The following is a 17,967-nucleotide window of genomic DNA, read 5'->3' as shown; positions in this document are numbered from 1 at the left end:
GTACCCAGGTAGGAGCAAACATGCACATCATAGACCGGCGGCTTAACCCGCGCGGTAAAAGTCTGGAAAATCGACAAAGGTTTCTACGGCGTGCCAAGGACGCCGTAGAACAAGCGGTTAAACGGTCTTTGCAAAACCGCTCCATCCGCGATGTGCTTGATGGCGGTGAAGTCACTCTTCCAATCGGCGGCATGACCGAACCGGGTCTTCACCGGGGCGGTGGGGGAGTCCAGGATCGCATCCTTCCCGGCAATCAGAAATTCGTAGAGGGCGACTTCATAAAGCGTCCACCGGCATCGGGAGGCGGACGTTCGTCCGAGGCGGGGGAGGGCGACGGCGAAGACGGTTTCCGCTTCGTACTGACCCGAGAGGAATTCCTCAACATCTTCCTCGAAGACCTGGAACTGCCCGACCTTGCCAAGCGCCGGCTGAGCGAAACCGAGGAGGTGACACCGCAAAGAGCCGGTTTTTCCGTTTCCGGCTCCCCCTCCAACATTGCCGTCGGGCGCACAACACGCCTTGCCATGATGCGCCGCCTGGCGCTTCATCGCCCGAAGGCGGAGGAAATAGAGGCGCTTCAGAAGCAGATCGACGAATGCGATGATGCGGAAGAACGCGTCGTACTTGAAGACAGGCTGAAGGCCTTGACGCTCAAGAGCAAGCGTATCCCCTACATCGACCCGCTCGACGTCCGCTACCGGCGTTTTGAGAATACGCCCAAGCCTGTCGTCAAAGCGGTGATGTTCTGCCTCATGGACGTTTCCGGTTCCATGAGCGAGCATATGAAGGATCTCGCCAAGCGCTTTTACCTGCTCCTCTACCTCTTCCTGTCGCAGCGTTACGAGAAGGTGGAGATCGTTTTCATCCGTCATACGGAAAAGGCAGAGGAAGTCGATGAGGAGACTTTCTTTTATAGCCCGGCGACAGGCGGCACGCTGGTTTCCAGTGCGCTGGCGGTGATGCGCTCGATCGTTGCTGCGCGCTTCGATCCGACGGAGTGGAATATCTATGCGGCGCAGGCCTCCGATGGCGACAACTCCTATTCCGACGGTGCTCTGACGGGGCAACTGCTGCAGCAGGAAATCCTGCCGGTCTGCCAGTACTTCGCCTATATCGAAGTCGGTGAGGAAGATGGAGATTCCTCGACGTCGAGGTCACCGCTCTGGGCGCTCTATCAGGAAATCCGCTCTGCTGCATTGCCTCTTGCCATGCGCAAGGTCTGCCGCAAGAACGAGATATTCCCTGTTTTCCACGACCTGTTTCAGAAAAAGGCTGCCACGGCAGGGGCTACGCCATGAAAATCAGCACGCGGCACAAGGAAAAGCTCCTTTTCGAAGGCGCTGACTGGGATTTTCCGACCCTACAGCGCATTCATGATGCCTGTGAGGATATCGCGCTTGGGGAACTGGGGCTCGATGTCTACCCGAACCAGATCGAGGTCATCACATCCGAGCAGATGCTCGATGCCTATTCCTCGACGGGCATGCCACTCTTCTATCGCCACTGGTCCTTCGGCAAGCATTTTGCCCATCACGAGGCCTTCTACCGCCGCGGCATGCGCGACCTCGCCTATGAAATCGTTATCAACAGTTCGCCCTGCATCTCCTATCTCATGGAAGAGAATACGGCGACCATGCAGACATTGGTAATAGCGCACGCTGCCTTCGGCCATAACCACTTCTTCAAGAACAATTATCTGTTCAAGCTCTGGACCGATGCCGAGGGCATTCTCGACTATCTCGATTTCGCCAAGAGCTACATCTCCCGTTGCGAAGAACGATACGGAGAAGCGGCCGTCGAACGCACGCTCGATGCCGCACATGCGCTGATGTCGCACGGGGTGCACCGCTACGCCGGCAAGACCCAGGTGGACCTCAGGCAGGAGGAAAAGCGGCTGCAGGAGCGCCGCGCTCACGAGGAAAAGATCTTCAACGATCTTTGGCGCACCGTGCCGACCGGTAACAAACGCAACAAGTCAGACCGCGATCTCGAGCGCCGGCGTGCCGCGCTCGGCTTGCCGCAGGACAATATCCTTTACTTCCTCGAAAAATCTGCGCCTCGGCTCCATTCCTGGCAGCGCGAGATATTGCGCATCGTTCGCCACGTCGCCCAGTATTTTCACCCTCAGCGCCAGACCAAGGTGATGAACGAGGGTACAGCCACCTACGTCCACTACAATATCATGCAGCGCCTGCACGAGCGCGGTCAGATCAGCGACGGCAACTATTTCGAGTTTCTGAAATCGCACACCAATGTCGTGTTCCAACCGTTGTATGATGATCGGCGGTTCTCGGGCTTCAATCCTTACGCGCTCGGTTTTGCGATGATGCAGGATATCGAGCGTATCGTGACGGAGCCGACCGGCGAAGACCGCGACTGGTTCCCGGATATTGCCGGGCGGGGCGACCCGATGGCGGTCCTGCGTGATATCTGGGCCAATTATCGCGACGAGAGCTTCGTCAGCCAGTTCCTGAGCCCAAGCCTCATGCGGCGGTGGCGCATGTTCCACCTCCACGACGATCCGGAGATTCAGGAAGGCATCCTGGTTTCCGCGATCCATGATGAGCGCGGTTATCGGCGTATTCGCCGGCAACTCTCCCGCGACTACGATATCGGTCATACCGACCCGGCGATTGAGATCGTCGACGTCGATCTTGCCGGCGACCGCAGATTGCTGTTGCAGCACCGAGCAACCAATGACGAGTTCCTGGAAGAGGAAGATCTGAAGCTCGTCCTGCAGCACCTTGCCGATCTCTGGAGCTATGACGTTCTGCTGGAAGAACTCGACAGCAAGGAGAGTATCGTCCGGAAGCACATCGCCCATCCTCGGACCTTTTCGAGACAAAGCGAATTCGCGTGAATGCGTGGGGTAGACTTCTCAAGAGATCGGATTCTTCAAACGTGATTGGACAGGCAGCGTAGTTGGGATCAACGTTCTAGATGGGGGCGTGCAGTCTATTTTCCAAATAGGAGGCCGCCATGGAACAATACGCAGTCGATCAGCTGAAGGCTATAGCCAGGGTCAGCCGTACCACGCCACAATTGTCTCGGGCAGAGCGGTTGGGCCGGTGGGCGGAGCTCCTGGAAGACGATCCTGCGCGTTCGCTCGTTACCCTTCGGGAAACCGAATATCTCCCCCATGACCAGCGGATAATGATGCGGATCACCGGGTCTCCCATATCCGTAGCCTATGCCGATCCGGTTCTGCGTGCCGCCGGTCTAGAGGGCGATACCTATGGGGATGCTCAGAGCTTCTTTGATCTTAACGATCGCCAATTGCATGGGCTCGTCTGCTCCTGCCATTTTGGAGCACGGGTCGACGCTGGTATCGTCGCCCGCCATCTGAGAGCCGCCTCCATACCGGGCGTGAAGGGCATTCTGGCGCGCATGCGGCTGATGTTTACGCGATAGGGACTGCCTATCGGCAACCAACGATCAGAGACCTGGCGGCAGCCGACCGGGAGATGGGGTGCGGCGCCTGGGTGCCGCGCTTTATCGCGGGCGGGCTACAAGCTGAACGCACCACCGGGCGGACAAATCCAAACCTCTTTCCGGCAGCCTGAATAAAAAATGCACGACGTCGAGGCGCCGCGCACGCGATGTACGCCGTTAATGGCTTGACGCAGTGAAACTCCAAAATCCGAGGGAGGGTTTGCGAGCATATCTCGCATGCAAAATCCGCATTGAGGGTGCGGTTGGTTCGGACGGTAAATCGGCCTATGTTCGGTGCCTCAAGTTCTCATCGCGTCGCTGACCGCGTCGTCAAAGCACAGGGCACCTTCCATGACCAAAGGCTCGGATCTCCTTATTGCGGCTCTTGAGAATGAAGGCGTGGAGCGTATCTTCGGCATTCCCGGCGAGGAAAACCTCGACGTCGTCGAATCCATCCGCAAATCCTCAATCCAGCTCGTGCTCACCCGACACGAGCAGGCAGCTGCGTTCATGGCAGCGACGTACGGACGGCTGACGGGCAAGCCTGGCGTATGCCTTACGACGCTTGGTCCGGGAGCGCTTAACCTGTCGACAGGAGCGGCCTATGCTCTTCTCGGCGCGATGCCGATGGTGATGATCACCGGCCAGAAAGGTATTCTTTCATCGCGGCAGGCTCGCTTCCAGATCGTCGACGTCATCGCATCGATGAAGCCGCTGACCAAGCTCACGCGTCAGATCGTCTCGCCGCAGATGATCCCGACTCTCGTGAGGGAGGCATTCAGGATCGCGCAGGAGGAACGGCCTGGTCCAGTTCATCTCGAACTGCCTGAAGACATCGCGGCAGAAGAGTGCGAAGATGTCGCGCTGGTGGCGCCGCATCAGCTTGAACTGCCGACTGCAAGTGACGCTGCGCTTGATCGCGCCGCTGAGCTGATTGCATCAGCCAAGCGTCCATTGCTCATGTTTGGAGCAGCAGCCTCGCGCCCTCGCTCCACGTCGGACATTGCCCAGTTCGTTATTCGAACGCGCATCCCCTATTTCACGACCCAGATGGGGAAGGGAACGGTTCCGGGCGGAACCGAGCTCTATATGGGCACAGCGGCCCTCTCGGAGCGCGACTATGTCCACGAGGCCATCGAGCAGGCAGACCTGATCGTCACGATCGGTCATGACACGATCGAAAAACCGCCGTTCATCATGGGTAAGGGCGGACCGAAAGTCGTCCATGTCGGATATCAGCCCGCGACAGTCGAGCAGGTCTATTTTCCTCAAGCCGAGGTCATCGGGGACATGGGGCCTTCACTGAAGGCGCTCGCCGATCGCCTGGAAGGCAAGCTGCCGAACGCGCAGGCACTTCTTCACCTGAGGGAGCGAATTCTGGACCGCATTGCAGACCGGGCGACCGAAGGACGATTTACACCCCAGAGGCTTGTCCACGACATCCGGGAGGTCATGCCCCATGATGGCATTCTCGCTCTCGACAATGGCATGTACAAGATATGGTTCGCTCGCAACTATCGCACCAGGATGGCGAACACGCTGCTTCTCGACAACGCGCTCGCGACGATGGGAGCTGGCCTTCCGTCGGCAATGGTCGCTTCGATGCTCTACCCGGAACGACGGGTCATGGCGATCTGCGGCGACGGCGGCTTCATGATGAATTCGCAAGAGCTGGAGACTGCCGTGCGGCTCAAACTGAACCTTGTCGTTCTCGTCATCGAGGACGATGCCTACGGGATGATCCGTTGGAAGCAGGCCGTGGACGAATTTCCGGACTTCGGAATGACGTTTGGCAATCCCGACTTCGTCAAATATGCAGAATCCTATGGCGCCAACGGTACCAGGGTCGACGATATCGGTCAGTTCAAACAGGTTCTCGAGGATGCGTTTAGGGGTGGGGGCGTGCATCTGGTCAATGTCCCCGTCGACTATTCCGAGAATGAACGTGTGCTGGTGAAGGAGCTGCGCGAACGGCTCCCGACAATTCTGGAGGCATGAGATGTCGGCTACCCTGAAGGTTTATCAGGCGTTTGATCGAGCGATCATCGCCGAGGTGCCGGTCGATGACGCCGCCGCACTTGATCGCAAGCTGGATATTGCGGCGAAAGCCTTTGCCGATCGCGACGGGTGGATGCCTGCGCATCAGCGCATGGCTGTCCTGAGAAGGGCGTCGGAACTGCTGCGCGACAACAAGGACCGTTTCTCCATGATGATTGCGCGGGAAGGCGGCAAGCCGCTGACGGACGCCATCATCGAAGTCACGCGAGCGATCGACGGGCTGATCAATGCCGCCGATGAGATCCGCAACTTCGGCGGCAAGGAAATCCCGATGGGGTTGACTGCAGCGAGCCTGAACCGCTTGGCCTTCACGACGAAAGAGCCTCTCGGTGTTGTCGCGGCGATCTCGGCGTTCAATCATCCCCTCAATCTCATCGTTCATCAAATTGCGCCGGCCATTGCCGTCGGATGCCCAGTCATCGTAAAGCCTGCGGCAACGACACCCATCTCGTGTGTCGAAATCGTGAAGCTGCTTTGGGAAGCCGGTCTGGACGAACGCTGGTGCCAGAGCTTCGTCACCGATGACAATGTGCTTGCTGAATCCTTCGCGACCGATCCCCGCGTCGCGTTTTTAAGCTTCATCGGATCTGCGAAAGTCGGCTGGTATCTCAAGAGCAAGCTGCCGCCCGGCACGCGATGCGCGCTTGAACATGGCGGTGCCGCACCGGTTATCGTTGATCGAAGTGCGGATGCGGGCGCAGTCGTCAATCCCATCGTCAAAGGCGGCTACTATCATGCTGGCCAGGTCTGTGTCTCGGTCCAGCGGATATTCGTGCACGACGATATTCTGGAGCCGTTCACCGAGAAACTTGCTGCCGCGGTCGCAGCCCTTCGGGTTGGCGATCCAACCCTCAAGCAAACCGAAATGGGGCCGCTGATCCTGCCCCGCGAAACGGAGCGAGTATCGAACTGGATCCGGGAAGCCGTCGATGCAGGAGCAAAACAGCTCGGAGGCGGCCGTCTGTCGGAAACGACGCTTTTGCCCTCGGTCCTGCTCAATCCGCCTGCGGACGCAAAAGTTTCGCAACTCGAAGTCTTCGGCCCACTGACCTGCGTCTACGGTTACCGGAATCTCGACAATGCGATTGAGAGTGCCAATTCGCTGCCATATGCGTTTCAGGCGAGCGTATTTTCCTCCGATATCGCCGTCGCGCTCCGTGCGGCGAAACGTCTGGATGCCGCGGCCGTTCTCGTCAACGACCATACTGCGTTCAGGACGGACTGGATGCCGTTTGCAGGTCGCCGTCAGTCCGGTTACGGCATCGGCGGTATCCCTTGGACAATGCAGGAGATGGCCGATGACAAGATGGTCGTATTCAATGGAGTAAGCTAGTAGGCGTCGGCACGCTCGCGGATGGAGCTCAACCGATGCGTGGCTGGATTTCGGCTTTCAGATCGCGGTAATAGGCAGTCAGCCGATCGAGACCGAAAGCTCTGTTGAGCCCGCTGGGGTTCGGTAGAACCCAGGTGTTAGCGCCGGCGAACACCTCGCTCTGTCTTCCCCAGTCGCAGTCCGCCCGCGCGCTGATCGCCGCAAAGGCAGCCTTGCCGAGAAAGGCCAGATTGGCCGGCGCGAACTTGGCTATCTTCGCTTCGAGCAGCGGTGCTGCCCTTTTATAATCGTCCAGCCTCAATTCGCTGGCGCTCTTCGTGGCCCGCGAGACAGCGGCAGTGATGCCGCATCCATACTGGAGCAACTCTCGCTCTTCATCGGCGCGCAGGAGGCGCGACGTAAAGCCGGAAAGGTGCAGCACCCTCCAGAAGCGGTTGCTGGGAGAGGAGAAATTGTGGCCGTCCCGGACTGCTGTGAGCGCGGGGTTCAAGCCACAAAAGACAACCGACAGACCAGGGCCGAGTATGTCCGAAAGACCGGCCGCCGCCTGTTGCATATCCCCGCTGTGATCCATCTGCGCAGACACCAGCCGATTTCCTTTCAACTGATTGAGCATACCCCGCGCGTTTCCTCCTGCCCATAGCTTCGTCCTGACCTCAAGTCATCAAGCCACCGCCGGGCTGCATCGTCACGGGATGGATGATTGGCTGCGGAGATTGTCGCTTGCAATGTTTATAAATGTGTCTATTACTAAACATATTGCTAAACATGAGAGTTGAGGAGTTCATGTAGGCAGTCTCTGAAATTGGTGGACTTGCATGTCGGCGGGGAGCCGGCTTTGGTTCTGGGAGGAACGTATGCAAAAGAAATCGAAAGCCCTTCTCGGGCTGGCCTCGGCATTTGTCATGTCGTCGGCGCTGCCCAATCTCGCAAAAGCCGATCAACTGACACTTTGCTGGGCGGCTTGGGACCCGGCCAACGCGCTTGTTGAGCTCTCGAAAGATTTCACCGCCAAAACCGGCACCGAAATGAAGTTCGAGTTCGTGCCGTGGACGAGTTATGCCGACCGTTTTCTCAACGAACTGAACTCTCACGGAAAGCTCTGCGACCTGATCATTGGCGACAGCCAGTGGATCGGCGGCTCGGCGGAAAACGGCCACTACGTCAAGCTTAACGACTTCTTCGACAAGGAAGGCATCAAGATGGATGACTTCGTGCCGGCGACGGTGGTTGGCTATTCGGAATGGCCGAAGAATACGCCGAACTACTGGGCGCTGCCCGCCATGGGCGATGTCGTAGGCTGGACCTATCGCAAGGACTGGTTCGAGCGGCCTGAATTGCAGAAAGAATTCAAGGAAAAATACGGACGGGAGCTCGCAGCGCCCAAGACCTACGACGAACTGAAACAGATCGCCGAGTTCTTCCAGAAGCGCGAAATCGACGGGAAGACCGTCTACGGTGCTTCGATCTATACCGAGCGCGGCTCCGAAGGCATCACGATGGGCGTGACCAACGTGCTGTATGACTGGGGCTTCCAGTACGACAACCCTGACAAGCCATATGAGATGGAAGGTTTCGTCAATTCTCCCGATGCGGTGAAGGGACTGGAATTCTATAAGGCGCTCTATGATTGCTGCACTCCGCCCGGCAGCTCCAACGTCTACATGGTCGAATCTGCCGATGCTTTCAAATCCGGCCAGGTCGCCATGCAGATGAATTTCGCCTTCACCTGGCCTGGCCTCTACAAGGACGAGAAGGTGGGTGGCGACAAGATTGGCTTCTTCCCCAATCCGGCTGAAAAGAAGCACTTCGCTCAGCTCGGCGGACAGGGCATTTCGGTTGTTTCCTATTCCGACAAGAAGGACGCCGCCCTGCAATATATCAAATGGTTCGCCCAGCCGGATGTGCAGGCAAAATGGTGGCAGCTCGGCGGTTATTCCTGCCTGAAATCGGTGGTGAACGCTCCTGACTTTGCGTCCAGTCAGCCCTATGCCCAGGCATTCCTGGACTCGATGGCGATCGTGAAGGATTTTTGGGCCGAGCCAAGCTACGCGACCCTTCTACAGGACATGCAGAAGCGCGTTCATAACTATGTGGTGGCCGGCAACGGCACCGCGCAAGAGGCGCTTGATGGACTGGTGAAGGACTGGACCGAAGTCTTCAAGGACGACGGCAAGATCTAGTGTCCGGCTGGATGCGCAAATTTCTTGCCAGAGTGGCGGCCCGGATCGCCAAGACTGCCGGGCCGCCACATGTGTCACATACGCAAGGACCAGGTGATACCTTGAACATTTCCTCTTCCTCCATGGTCGAGAAAGCTGCAGATGCGACTGCCAGGGCGACACCGACACCGGTTGCCCGCCGCGTCCGCGGACTGTCCGATCGAGCGATTGCCTGGGTGTTTATCGCGCCCACCATCATCCTGCTTCTCGCTATCAACATCTTTCCGCTAATCTGGGCGATCTACCTGTCGTTCACGAATTATCGCGCCAACCGCCCGAATGCCCCGGTCCAGAATGTTGGATTGGGCAATTACGAGCGGGTGCTGACCGATCCCGATATCTGGCAGGCGATGCAGACGACGGCGCATTTCGTCTTCTGGACGATCCTGCTGCAGACCGTCATCGGCTTTACGCTCGCCTATCTGATCGACCGCAAGTTTCGCGGCCACGCCTTCTGGACGACGCTGATCCTGATCCCGATGATGCTGTCTCCAGCTGTCGTCGGCAATTTCTGGCGCTTCCTCTACGAGCCGCAGATCGGTCTTTTCGCCTATGCCGTTTCCCTGGTCACCGGCATCCCCACAGCCGACATCCAGATGCTCGGCAGCGTATCACTGGCCCCTTGGGCGATCATCATCGTCGATACCTGGATGTGGACGCCGTATGTCATGCTGATCTGCCTGGCAGGTCTGCGCTCCATCCCCGATTATATCTACGAGGCAGCCGAAGTGGACCGCGCCTCCGCCTGGCGGCAATTCTGGTCGATCACCGTGCCAATGGCACTGCCGTTCATCATGCTTGCGGTGCTGTTCCGCGGTATCGAGAATTTCAAGATGTTCGACATGGTGACACTGCTGACAGGTGGTGGCCCGGGTTCGACCACCGAGGTTGCCTCCATCACCTTGAAGCGGGCCGCCTTCGAAAGCTGGGCAACCGGACGGGCGTCGGCGTTTGCCATTGTCCTCTTCGTTGCCGTGTTCGGTCTCGCGAACATCTATGTCAAGGCACTCAACAAGGTGAAGCAGCGATGAGCTCGGTTACCTCAGCCCATTCGGTCGTCGAGCCGAGCCCGACCAGCAAGAGGATTGCCGGCGCTATCGTGATCCTCTACGCCCTCATTACGATGATCCCGCTCGTCTGGATCTTCCTGACCAGCATCAAATCCCCGCCGGATTCCATCAGCTACCCTCCGAAGATCATCTTCCAGCCAACGTTGGAAGGCTATTGCAATCTGCTGACGACGAGAACGCGCCAGACGCCGGAATACATCGCCTCTCTTCCTGCACCGACCGGCACCTGTGATGAGGTGACCCGCAAGCGGAACATGGTCATTGCGGGACCCTCGAATTTCCTGCCGCGCTTTGTCAATTCTCTGGTGATTGCTTTCGGCTCGACCTTCCTCGCCGTATCGTTGGGAACCCTTGCCGCGTATGGATTTTCGCGCTTCAAGGTGCCGCTCGCCGACGACCTTCTGTTCTTCATCCTGTCGACGCGCATGATGCCGCCAATCGCGGTCGCCATACCGATCTATCTGATGTACCGCGAGCTTGGCCTCTCCGACACGGCGCTGGGCATGATCCTGCTCTATACGGCGGTCAACGTCTCGCTTGCTGTCTGGCTGCTGAAAGGCTTCATCGACGAGATCCCGCGCGAATATGAAGAGGCTGCGATGATAGACGGATACACCCGGCTGCAGGCGTTCTGGAAGGTCGTCCTGCCGCAAGCAACCACAGGCATTGCCGCCACTGCGATCTTCTGCCTGATTTTTGCCTGGAACGAATATGCCTTTGTCGCACTGCTGACCTCGGGTGAAGCCCAGACGGCACCGCCATTCATCCCGACTATCATCGGCGAAGGCGGCCAGGATTGGCCCGCCGTTGCTGCGGGAACGACGATCTTCCTGATCCCGATCCTCGTCTTTACCATCCTGCTACGCAAGCAGCTCCTGCGCGGCATCACTTTCGGAGCGGTTCGCAAATGACCAATCTCATCGAGACCCCGCGCCCATCCTCCCGCCCGAAACGACCCTTCTTTTTACGCAGGGGGCCCATGGAGAACATTGCAACCGCCCTGATTGCCATTGGTTTCCTCATGCTCTTCCAGCCGTTTTTTCTCATGCTCTATACCTATTCGCTGGTAACGCTGCTCGCAGGCACTGCCATGTTCATCATCGTCTCGAAGTTTCCGGAGTGAGCCATGGCGGACATCAGGATAGAACATCTCCGCAAGCAGTTCGGCAGCTTCGTGGCTGTGCAGGATTCGAGCTTCGTCATCCATGACGGCGAGTTCCTGGCTCTGCTCGGCCCCTCGGGCTGCGGCAAGACGACGACATTGCGTATGATCGCCGGCCTGGAATTGCCGACCAGCGGCAAGATCTATCTCGACGGGGAGGACGTCACCTTCAACCGCGCCAGCGCCCGCGATATTGCCTTCGTCTTTCAGCTTTTTGCGCTCTATCCCCACATGAACGTGCGCAAGAACATCGGCTTTCCGCTGCTGTCGCAAGGCATGCCTAAGGCTGAGATCCGCCAACGCGTGGAAGAGACCGCACGGCTGCTGCAGATCGATCATATTCTGAACCGAACCGTCTCCGGACTCGCGGGCGGCGACCGTCAGCGCGTTGCCCTCGGCCGCGCGATCGTACGCCGCCCGAAGTGTTTCCTGATGGATGAACCGCTTGGGACGCTGGACGCCGAATTCCGCGAGGTTATGGTCCATGAGCTGCGCGAACTGCATAACCGCATCCACGCGACGACGGTCTATGTGACGCATGATCAGCATGAGGCGATGGCCATGGCCGACAAAATCGCCGTGATGAACCACGGCGTCATCGAGCAATTCGGGACGCCGCAGGAAATCTACAGCAAGCCGGCCACCATGTATGTTGCCGATTTCATCGGCTCACCGCCGATGAATTTCATGCGCTTCACCTCAGGCCTTCGCAGCGGCGACCAATCCGTCTCGCTGCATGGCGTCGATGTCAGCATACCGGAGGTGCGCCAGGATCTGACGGAGACTGAATTGGCGCTTGGCGTCAGGCCGGAACACATCCGCTTCAGTGATAGTTCCCCCTTGCGCGGAGCCGTCTACGGCAGCGAATATCTCGGAACCAATCAGGTGGTGGCGATCGAGACCTCGAGCGGCGTCATCAAGGCACGCGTTCCGGCGAACCGCAACTTCCGCATCGGAGAGACAGTTGGCCTTGAGTTCAATCCGGCCAAGCTTGCACTATTCGATTGCCAATCGGGCCGCGCCATCGCCTCGGCACTCTATTCGGAGGAGCGTCATGGCTGACATCGCTCTCAAGGGCCTCAATAAGCGCTTCGGCGACACGCAGGCTCTTTCTGATTTCAACCTTTCCATCCGCGACGGCGAATTTGTCGTTCTGCTTGGACCGACCGGCGCCGGCAAGACAACGACGCTGCGCCTTATTGCCGGCCTGGAGCGCCCCGACAGCGGTCGGATTGACATAGGCGGTCGAAGCGTCGCAAGCGAAGCACCGGCCGAGAGGGATGTTGCCTTCGTCTTCCAGCAATATTCGCTCTATCCGCACATGACGGTCTACGACAACCTTGCATTTCCGTTGCGGGCGCCGGTGCGCAGGCTGACAAACGAAGAGATCGACCGTCGCGTCCGCGAAATTGCGCGCATGGTCAGGATCGACCACAAGCTGGAAAACCGTTCGACGCGTCTGTCGGGCGGCGAAATGCAGCGCGTTGCAATTGGCAGGGCGCTGGTGCGCCGGCCCGCCATCTATCTGATGGACGAACCGCTATCATCGCTTGATGCGAAGCTGCGTGCGGAACTGCGTCTGGAACTAAAACGCATCCAGAAGGAACTCGGCTCGACGCTTCTCTACGTAACCCACGACCAGGTCGAAGCCATGACGATGGCGGACAGGATCGGCATTGTTTCGGAAGGAAGGTTGCTGCAAATCGGAACGCCCCGTGAAATCTATGGCAATCCGGCCAGCCTTCACGTCGCCGCGCGTCTGGGGCAGCCCCACATCAACCTTCTGCCGACCGATCTTCTTCCGGGCGCCAATCCGCCGCCGGGAACGAAGACGATCGGCGCGCGAACAGAACATCTCGACATCCTTGTCGATCAGAATGCTGAAGCGAAGATCGATTGGATCGAACATCTGGGGGATCAGAACCACCTTCATATAAAGGTGCGAGATCACAAGCTGGTTACGCTTGCCGATCCATATCTGGCGATCCGGCCGGGTGATCGAATAAGCTTGACGCTGCGCGATCCACTCTATTTCGATGCCAGCGGCCAACGCCTTGGATAAGCAACTGAAAGAAACGAACTCACTGGCATGAAAGACGGGTCCTCTCCATGAAACATTTCTTCAATCGCCGGGAAACCATCGTCACCGAAGCCCTGGATGGCCTGATCCAGACAAGCGGCGCCGGTCGTCTTGCCCGTCTCGACGCGTTCCCGGAGATCAAGGTCATCCTGCGTGCCGACTGGGACAAGTCGAAGGTCGCCATTATCTCCGGCGGGGGCGCAGGGCATGAGCCTTCGCATGCGGGCTTCGTCGGCAAGGGCATGCTGACTGCGGCAGTATCTGGCGAGATCTTTGCCTCGCCGAGCGTCGATGCGGTGCTGACGGCGATCCGCGCCGTCACCGGGCCCAAGGGCGTTCTGCTGGTCGTCAAGAACTATACGGGCGATCGCCTCAATTTTGGTCTCGCTGCCGAAAAGGCGCGTGCCGAAGGTTTCGATGTCGAGATGGTCATCGTTGCCGACGATATCGCGACCCCCGGTATCATCCAGCCCCGCGGCGTCGCCGGTACGCTCTTCGTGCACAAGATCGCCGGCTATCACGCCGAAGCAGGCGCCGATCTCAAGACGGTGGGGAGCCTTGCGACCGCTGCAGCGGGCAGCATTGTTTCGCTCGGCATGTCGCTGTCAACCTGTAGCGTGCCGGGCCAAACGCATGAGGATCGACTGGGTCCCAATGAAGGCGAACTCGGTCTCGGTATCCACGGCGAGCCGGGGGTCGAGCGCATTTCCTTGCAGCCGATTGCCAATCTGGTTGCGACCATGACCGAGCGACTGGCGGCGAAGCTCGATGCTGCACAAGATCATGCGCTGCTGATCAACAACCTGGGCGCCGTGCCACCGCTTGAAATGGGTGTCATCGCCAATTCTGTGCTGTCGTCACCGATCGCCAGCAGTGTTCGGTTGATCGTTGGACCGGCGCCAATGATGACCGCTCTCAACATGAACGGCTTTTCCCTGTCGCTCATTCGACTGGACGCCGAGCGTGAAGCCGCTCTTAGGGCCGCCGTCGAGCCCCATGCCTGGCCGCCCGCGACGGAGCGACACGAGATCGCTATCCTTGCCGCGCCGCAACGGGCGTCGACGCAAAGCGAAGCGGTACCCGCCAGCGATGATAGGGATAATCGTCGTCTGCTGACCGCACTTTGCGAGCATCTGATTTCGCTGGAGGACCAGCTTAACCAACTGGATGGCCGGGTTGGCGATGGCGATACCGGTTCCACCGTCGCGACCGGAGCCCGCAGCATTCTTACCCGCATCGACATGCTTCCACTGAAAGATCCTGCCGCGACGATGGCCTCCATCGGCGAGATCCTGAGCACAAGCATGGGAGGCTCCAGCGGCGTCCTTCTCTCGATCTTCTTCACGGCCGCATCCAAGTCCATGGCCGAAACGGACGATATCGCCGCTGCCCTGCTTGCCGGGCTTGATCGGATGACGTTCTATGGAGGCGCTGCTGTGGGTGACCGCACGATGGTCGACGCCCTTTCTCCTGCGCTGGCGGCCCTTTCTTCAGGGGGTGTCGCAGCCGCGGCAAGGGCGGCAACGGCAGGTGCTGAGTCGACAAAAGCGATGCGACAGGCAAAGGCCGGTCGTGCCTCCTACGTTGGCGAAAGGGATCTCGAAGGCGTCCCCGATCCGGGTGCCGTGGCCGTGGCGGGTGTATTCGAGGTCGTCGCAACGCTCGTATGAGTTCTGGAGGCGGGAGGCTTGGGTGCTGGCAGAACCGGTTCTTCTCATGGGATTGATCGAAGCTTGCCGTGCGACGATCGCTGCAAACAGCGAGCACTTGTGCGCTCTTGACCGCGCCATTGGTGATGGCGATCACGGAACGAACATGCGGCGGGGCTGCGAAGCGGTGAGTGCCGAGGACGCCTCGGTCTCAACCCTTCCCTTGCCTGATGCGCTTGAGAAAATTGGCCTTACGCTCGTGATGAGCATCGGCGGAGCGGCAGGCCCGCTTTACGGAACGCTGCTCATGGAAATGGGCCGTGAGCTCCGTGCCGCAGAGGAAGAGAAAGACTTTTCTTCCGCACTGAAACAGGCGATCAACGCTGTCGCGCGTCGTGGCCGCTCGCATCCCGGAGACAAGACGCTTCTTGACGTTCTCTATCCCGTCCAGGACGCGCTCGCTCATCGGTTGCCTTGGACGGACATTGCACGCCAGGCCGAACGTTCTGCCGAGCTGACCGCAACGATGAGGGCAATGCGCGGGCGTGCCTCCTATCTCGGAGACCGGTCGATCGGCCATGTCGATCCGGGCGCCTCAAGTTGTGCGCTGCTGACAACTGCGATCTGCCGCTACCTCGAGGAGTACCGACCGGTATGAGTGGGAAGGGCCCCAATGTTGGGATTGTGATTGTTTCCCACTCGCCGCTTGTTGCGCGTGGTACTGCCGATATGGTGAAGCAGATGGTGGGCGACAGCGTGCCGCTTGCCTGGTCGGGCGGCAACAGCCACGGCGAGCTTGGAACCGATGCCCGCGGTATTCTCAAAGCCATCGAGGAGGCCTGGTCTGACGCGGGCGTCGCCGTCTTCGTGGATCTTGGGGGAGCCGAGACCAACAGTGAAATGGCGGTTGAGATGCTTGGCTTGCCGCGGTCGAAGCAGGTAACGATCTGCAATGCGCCCGTCGTGGAGGGGGCTGTTATCGCAGCAGCCGAGGCTTCCGGCGGCGCATCGTTGACAAAGGTCGTTGCGACGGCAGAGGAGCTATCACCCTCATGAACGGTGGATTGCGCGTAGAAAGCCGCGAGGGTGAGCAGATGCACGCCAGCTGCCAGACGGAAGTCGAGGTCAAGCATGGTGTAGGGTTGCATGCCCGGCCGTCGGTCACATTCACCCGGCTTGCAAAATCGTTTCCCTGCTCGATCGAAGTCGCGATCAACGGGAGTGATCTCTGGCTGAATGGAAAGAGCATCATCAAGATCATGGGTGCCAGGATCCGCAAGGGATCGTTGCTGAGGATTCGCGCAGAGGGGATCCTCGCCGAGGAAGCGGTTCGCGCATTGAAGGGTCTCGTCGAGCGTAACTTCGATGAGGAAAAGAAGCATGGTCGCTCAGCCTAAATTGAAAGCGACAAGTGCGTCGCCAGGCATTGCAACCGGACCCGTCTATGTCGCTCAGCCGATGCCCGCCGTCGCGTCGCCGGCATCAAGCCTTTCCGGCCACGCAGCCCTAGGCGATGCCATCGACAAGGCCATCCGCGAATTACGCGACCTTGCAGCTGGGACAGATCCCGAAAGTCGCGAGATCATCGAGTTTCAGATCGAAGTGCTACAGGACCCGACGTTGATGGAGATGGTCGGTGCCCTGATCGATGCCGGCGAAAATATTGAATTTGCCTGGGTCGAGACACTCGATGACTACATCCGCGAGTTGGAATGCGCGGAGGAAGAGCGTTTGCAGGCGCGTGCGGTCGACATTCTCGACGTCAAAAATCGCGTCCTTTCGATCCTTGCCGGGGCGCCGATCGACGACTTTCCCGCAGGCTCCATCTATGTAGGAAAAGACATGGAGCCCAGTCGGTTCTTGGCACATGACTGGTCGGCAGGCGGGGGTATCGCTCTTTATGCGGGCAGTGCCGTCGGCCATGTCGCCCTTCTTGCCAGGTCTCGCTCGGTGCCAATGGTCATTGGTGCCGGTCAATTCGCGACGGAGAAGGGGCAGCATATCGGGATTGATGGCGAGTCAGGTATCATCACGCTTCAGATAACCGAGCGGAGGGAGCAGTTGGCTCCGCCCGATCATCGCCCGGTGGGCATGGTATCGATAGCCGACAACGGCACCTTGTGCACGGCCGACGGTTCTCCGGTCCTGCTGGCTATCAACGTCAACGCTCCCAACGAAATCGATGCGGTCGATGCTGCGACAACCGCCGGCATCGGGTTGATGCGCTCCGAATTTGCCCTGACATCGCTTGGGGACGCCGCAAACGAAGAAAAACAGTTCGAGATCTACCGCCGCTTGCTGGATTGGGCGGACGGCCGGTCAACGACAATTCGCATGCTGGATATAGGCGGCGACAAACCGCTCGCCGGACTTGCCGAAGCACCATCGCTGCGCGGTATCCGTCTTCTGCTCGCCCGGCCGGAGATCGCACGTGTTCAAGCCCGCGCGCTGCTACGCGCGGCAGTTTTCGGCAATCTTCATATCATGCTGCCGATGGTGATGTTTCCATCCGACGTCGACGATATCAGGCAGATTTATCGTGAAGAGTCTGGCGAGCTTGCTCGGCGAGCCGTCCCGCATCGCATACCCCCGATCGGGATGATGGTAGAGGTCCCGGCGGCCGCGCTCATGCTGGATGAGTTCGAAAGCGCTGACTTCTTTTCGTTCGGGACGAACGACCTTGCACAATATCTCGTTGCATCGCCACGCGAGGATGCCGACTTCGCCCGTTATCAGGTCAAGGCGGTGCCGGCCGTACTGCGTCTGCTGACTCAGGCTATAAAACTCGCCGGGAGCAAACCGGTCAGCATCTGCGGCGACATGGCGGGGGATCCGTCCCTCACCGCGAACCTGCTTGCCGCAGGCATACGGTATTTTTCCGTGGCGCCTGCTCAGCTTCCCGCGATAAGATCGGCAATCGTCGGCCTGAGGGCAGATGGGACAAAGGCAGCCGGAGAATAG

Annotated in this window: 17 protein-coding genes; 16 read left to right on the top strand and 1 reads right to left on the bottom strand. The window is 59.0% G+C overall.

The window, feature by feature from the left end:
- The first annotated feature begins 20 nt into the window (after window positions 1–20).
- From LVY75_06010 to LVY75_05990, 5 genes are all read left to right on the top strand, one after another.
- Window positions 21–1,298: a YeaH/YhbH family protein gene (locus tag LVY75_06010; protein XAZ19706.1), complete on the top strand. Its 1,278-nt coding sequence runs from the start codon at window positions 21–23 to the stop codon at window positions 1,296–1,298.
- A complete protein-coding gene (locus tag LVY75_06005) occupies window positions 1,295–2,860 on the top strand; it encodes a SpoVR family protein (GenBank protein ID XAZ19705.1) in 1,566 nt (521 codons plus the stop codon). Before LVY75_06010 ends, LVY75_06005 begins: the two co-directional genes overlap by 4 nt.
- 119 nt (window positions 2,861–2,979) lie before the next feature.
- Window positions 2,980–3,411: a hypothetical protein gene (locus tag LVY75_06000; GenBank protein XAZ19704.1), complete on the top strand. Its 432-nt coding sequence runs from the start codon at window positions 2,980–2,982 to the stop codon at window positions 3,409–3,411.
- A gap of 372 nt (window positions 3,412–3,783) precedes the next feature.
- Window positions 3,784–5,430 carry an acetolactate synthase large subunit gene (locus LVY75_05995; GenBank protein ID XAZ19703.1) on the top strand — a complete coding sequence of 549 codons (1,647 nt, stop codon included), beginning with the start codon at window positions 3,784–3,786 and terminating at the stop codon, window positions 5,428–5,430.
- A gap of 1 nt (window position 5,431) precedes the next feature.
- On the top strand, window positions 5,432–6,823 hold the full coding sequence (locus LVY75_05990) for an aldehyde dehydrogenase family protein (protein ID XAZ19702.1): 1,392 nt from the start codon (window positions 5,432–5,434) through the stop codon (window positions 6,821–6,823).
- Between the two features lie 28 nt (window positions 6,824–6,851).
- On the opposite strand, the gene mug is transcribed toward LVY75_05990, so the two are convergent.
- The gene (mug, locus tag LVY75_05985; protein XAZ21336.1) at window positions 6,852–7,397 is read right to left on the bottom strand and encodes a G/U mismatch-specific DNA glycosylase; all 546 of its coding nucleotides are present in this window, start codon (window positions 7,395–7,397) and stop codon (window positions 6,852–6,854) included.
- Window positions 7,398–7,680: 283 nt separating this feature from the next.
- Here mug and LVY75_05980 point away from each other — a divergent pair, with 283 nt between their 5' ends.
- The 11 genes from LVY75_05980 (at window position 7,681) to LVY75_05930 (ending at window position 17,967) form a co-directional block, all read left to right on the top strand.
- Window positions 7,681–9,006 (top strand): ABC transporter substrate-binding protein, encoded by a 1,326-nt coding sequence (locus LVY75_05980; protein XAZ19701.1) that lies wholly within the window; start codon window positions 7,681–7,683, stop codon window positions 9,004–9,006.
- 101 nt (window positions 9,007–9,107) lie between these two features.
- Window positions 9,108–10,076, top strand: a complete 969-nt coding sequence (locus LVY75_05975; protein ID XAZ19700.1) for a sugar ABC transporter permease — start codon at window positions 9,108–9,110, stop codon at window positions 10,074–10,076.
- Window positions 10,073–11,026, top strand: a complete 954-nt coding sequence (locus tag LVY75_05970; protein ID XAZ19699.1) for a carbohydrate ABC transporter permease — start codon at window positions 10,073–10,075, stop codon at window positions 11,024–11,026. Before LVY75_05975 ends, LVY75_05970 begins: the two co-directional genes overlap by 4 nt.
- Entirely contained in the window at window positions 11,023–11,238 is a 216-nt protein-coding gene (locus LVY75_05965; GenBank protein XAZ19698.1) for a hypothetical protein, read from the top strand. The genes LVY75_05970 and LVY75_05965 overlap by 4 nt, the downstream gene beginning before the upstream one ends.
- A 3-nt stretch (window positions 11,239–11,241) precedes the next feature.
- Window positions 11,242–12,339 carry an ABC transporter ATP-binding protein gene (locus LVY75_05960; GenBank protein XAZ19697.1) on the top strand — a complete coding sequence of 366 codons (1,098 nt, stop codon included), beginning with the start codon at window positions 11,242–11,244 and terminating at the stop codon, window positions 12,337–12,339.
- The gene (locus LVY75_05955; protein ID XAZ19696.1) at window positions 12,332–13,339 is read left to right on the top strand and encodes an ABC transporter ATP-binding protein; all 1,008 of its coding nucleotides are present in this window, start codon (window positions 12,332–12,334) and stop codon (window positions 13,337–13,339) included. Before LVY75_05960 ends, LVY75_05955 begins: the two co-directional genes overlap by 8 nt.
- A 47-nt stretch (window positions 13,340–13,386) precedes the next feature.
- Window positions 13,387–15,027 carry a dihydroxyacetone kinase subunit DhaK gene (locus tag LVY75_05950; GenBank protein XAZ19695.1) on the top strand — a complete coding sequence of 547 codons (1,641 nt, stop codon included), beginning with the start codon at window positions 13,387–13,389 and terminating at the stop codon, window positions 15,025–15,027.
- 46 nt (window positions 15,028–15,073) lie between these two features.
- A complete protein-coding gene (gene dhaL / locus LVY75_05945) occupies window positions 15,074–15,664 on the top strand; it encodes a dihydroxyacetone kinase subunit L (GenBank protein ID XAZ21335.1) in 591 nt (196 codons plus the stop codon).
- On the top strand, window positions 15,661–16,062 hold the full coding sequence (locus tag LVY75_05940) for a PTS-dependent dihydroxyacetone kinase phosphotransferase subunit DhaM (GenBank protein XAZ19694.1): 402 nt from the start codon (window positions 15,661–15,663) through the stop codon (window positions 16,060–16,062). Before dhaL ends, LVY75_05940 begins: the two co-directional genes overlap by 4 nt.
- On the top strand, window positions 16,059–16,403 hold the full coding sequence (locus LVY75_05935; GenBank protein XAZ19693.1) for an HPr family phosphocarrier protein: 345 nt from the start codon (window positions 16,059–16,061) through the stop codon (window positions 16,401–16,403). The genes LVY75_05940 and LVY75_05935 overlap by 4 nt, the downstream gene beginning before the upstream one ends.
- The gene (locus tag LVY75_05930) at window positions 16,387–17,967 is read left to right on the top strand and encodes a phosphoenolpyruvate--protein phosphotransferase (GenBank protein ID XAZ19692.1); all 1,581 of its coding nucleotides are present in this window, start codon (window positions 16,387–16,389) and stop codon (window positions 17,965–17,967) included. Before LVY75_05935 ends, LVY75_05930 begins: the two co-directional genes overlap by 17 nt.

The organism is Sinorhizobium sp. B11 (assembly GCA_039725955.1).
In the GTDB taxonomy this organism is placed as follows: Bacteria; Pseudomonadota; Alphaproteobacteria; order Rhizobiales; family Rhizobiaceae; genus Rhizobium.
This window is presented reverse-complemented; position numbering and strand designations above follow the sequence as displayed.

What these genes read in the sequence shown, in the direction of transcription:
- dhaL (XAZ21335.1), top strand. Translation starts at nt 15,074, where the DNA reads ATGGGATTGATCGAAGCTTGCCGTGCGACGATCGCTGCAAACAGCGAG.
- LVY75_06010 (XAZ19706.1), top strand. Translation starts at nt 21, where the DNA reads ATGCACATCATAGACCGGCGGCTTAACCCGCGCGGTAAAAGTCTGGAA.
- LVY75_05970 (XAZ19699.1), top strand. Translation starts at nt 10,073, where the DNA reads ATGAGCTCGGTTACCTCAGCCCATTCGGTCGTCGAGCCGAGCCCGACC.
- LVY75_05960 (XAZ19697.1), top strand. Translation starts at nt 11,242, where the DNA reads ATGGCGGACATCAGGATAGAACATCTCCGCAAGCAGTTCGGCAGCTTC.
- LVY75_05980 (XAZ19701.1), top strand. Translation starts at nt 7,681, where the DNA reads ATGCAAAAGAAATCGAAAGCCCTTCTCGGGCTGGCCTCGGCATTTGTC.
- LVY75_05990 (XAZ19702.1), top strand. Translation starts at nt 5,432, where the DNA reads ATGTCGGCTACCCTGAAGGTTTATCAGGCGTTTGATCGAGCGATCATC.
- LVY75_05995 (XAZ19703.1), top strand. Translation starts at nt 3,784, where the DNA reads ATGACCAAAGGCTCGGATCTCCTTATTGCGGCTCTTGAGAATGAAGGC.
- LVY75_05935 (XAZ19693.1), top strand. Translation starts at nt 16,059, where the DNA reads ATGAACGGTGGATTGCGCGTAGAAAGCCGCGAGGGTGAGCAGATGCAC.
- LVY75_05965 (XAZ19698.1), top strand. Translation starts at nt 11,023, where the DNA reads ATGACCAATCTCATCGAGACCCCGCGCCCATCCTCCCGCCCGAAACGA.
- LVY75_06005 (XAZ19705.1), top strand. Translation starts at nt 1,295, where the DNA reads ATGAAAATCAGCACGCGGCACAAGGAAAAGCTCCTTTTCGAAGGCGCT.
- LVY75_05955 (XAZ19696.1), top strand. Translation starts at nt 12,332, where the DNA reads ATGGCTGACATCGCTCTCAAGGGCCTCAATAAGCGCTTCGGCGACACG.
- LVY75_05930 (XAZ19692.1), top strand. Translation starts at nt 16,387, where the DNA reads ATGGTCGCTCAGCCTAAATTGAAAGCGACAAGTGCGTCGCCAGGCATT.
- LVY75_05940 (XAZ19694.1), top strand. Translation starts at nt 15,661, where the DNA reads ATGAGTGGGAAGGGCCCCAATGTTGGGATTGTGATTGTTTCCCACTCG.
- LVY75_06000 (XAZ19704.1), top strand. Translation starts at nt 2,980, where the DNA reads ATGGAACAATACGCAGTCGATCAGCTGAAGGCTATAGCCAGGGTCAGC.
- LVY75_05950 (XAZ19695.1), top strand. Translation starts at nt 13,387, where the DNA reads ATGAAACATTTCTTCAATCGCCGGGAAACCATCGTCACCGAAGCCCTG.
- mug (XAZ21336.1), bottom strand. Translation starts at nt 7,397, where the DNA reads ATGGATCACAGCGGGGATATGCAACAGGCGGCGGCCGGTCTTTCGGAC.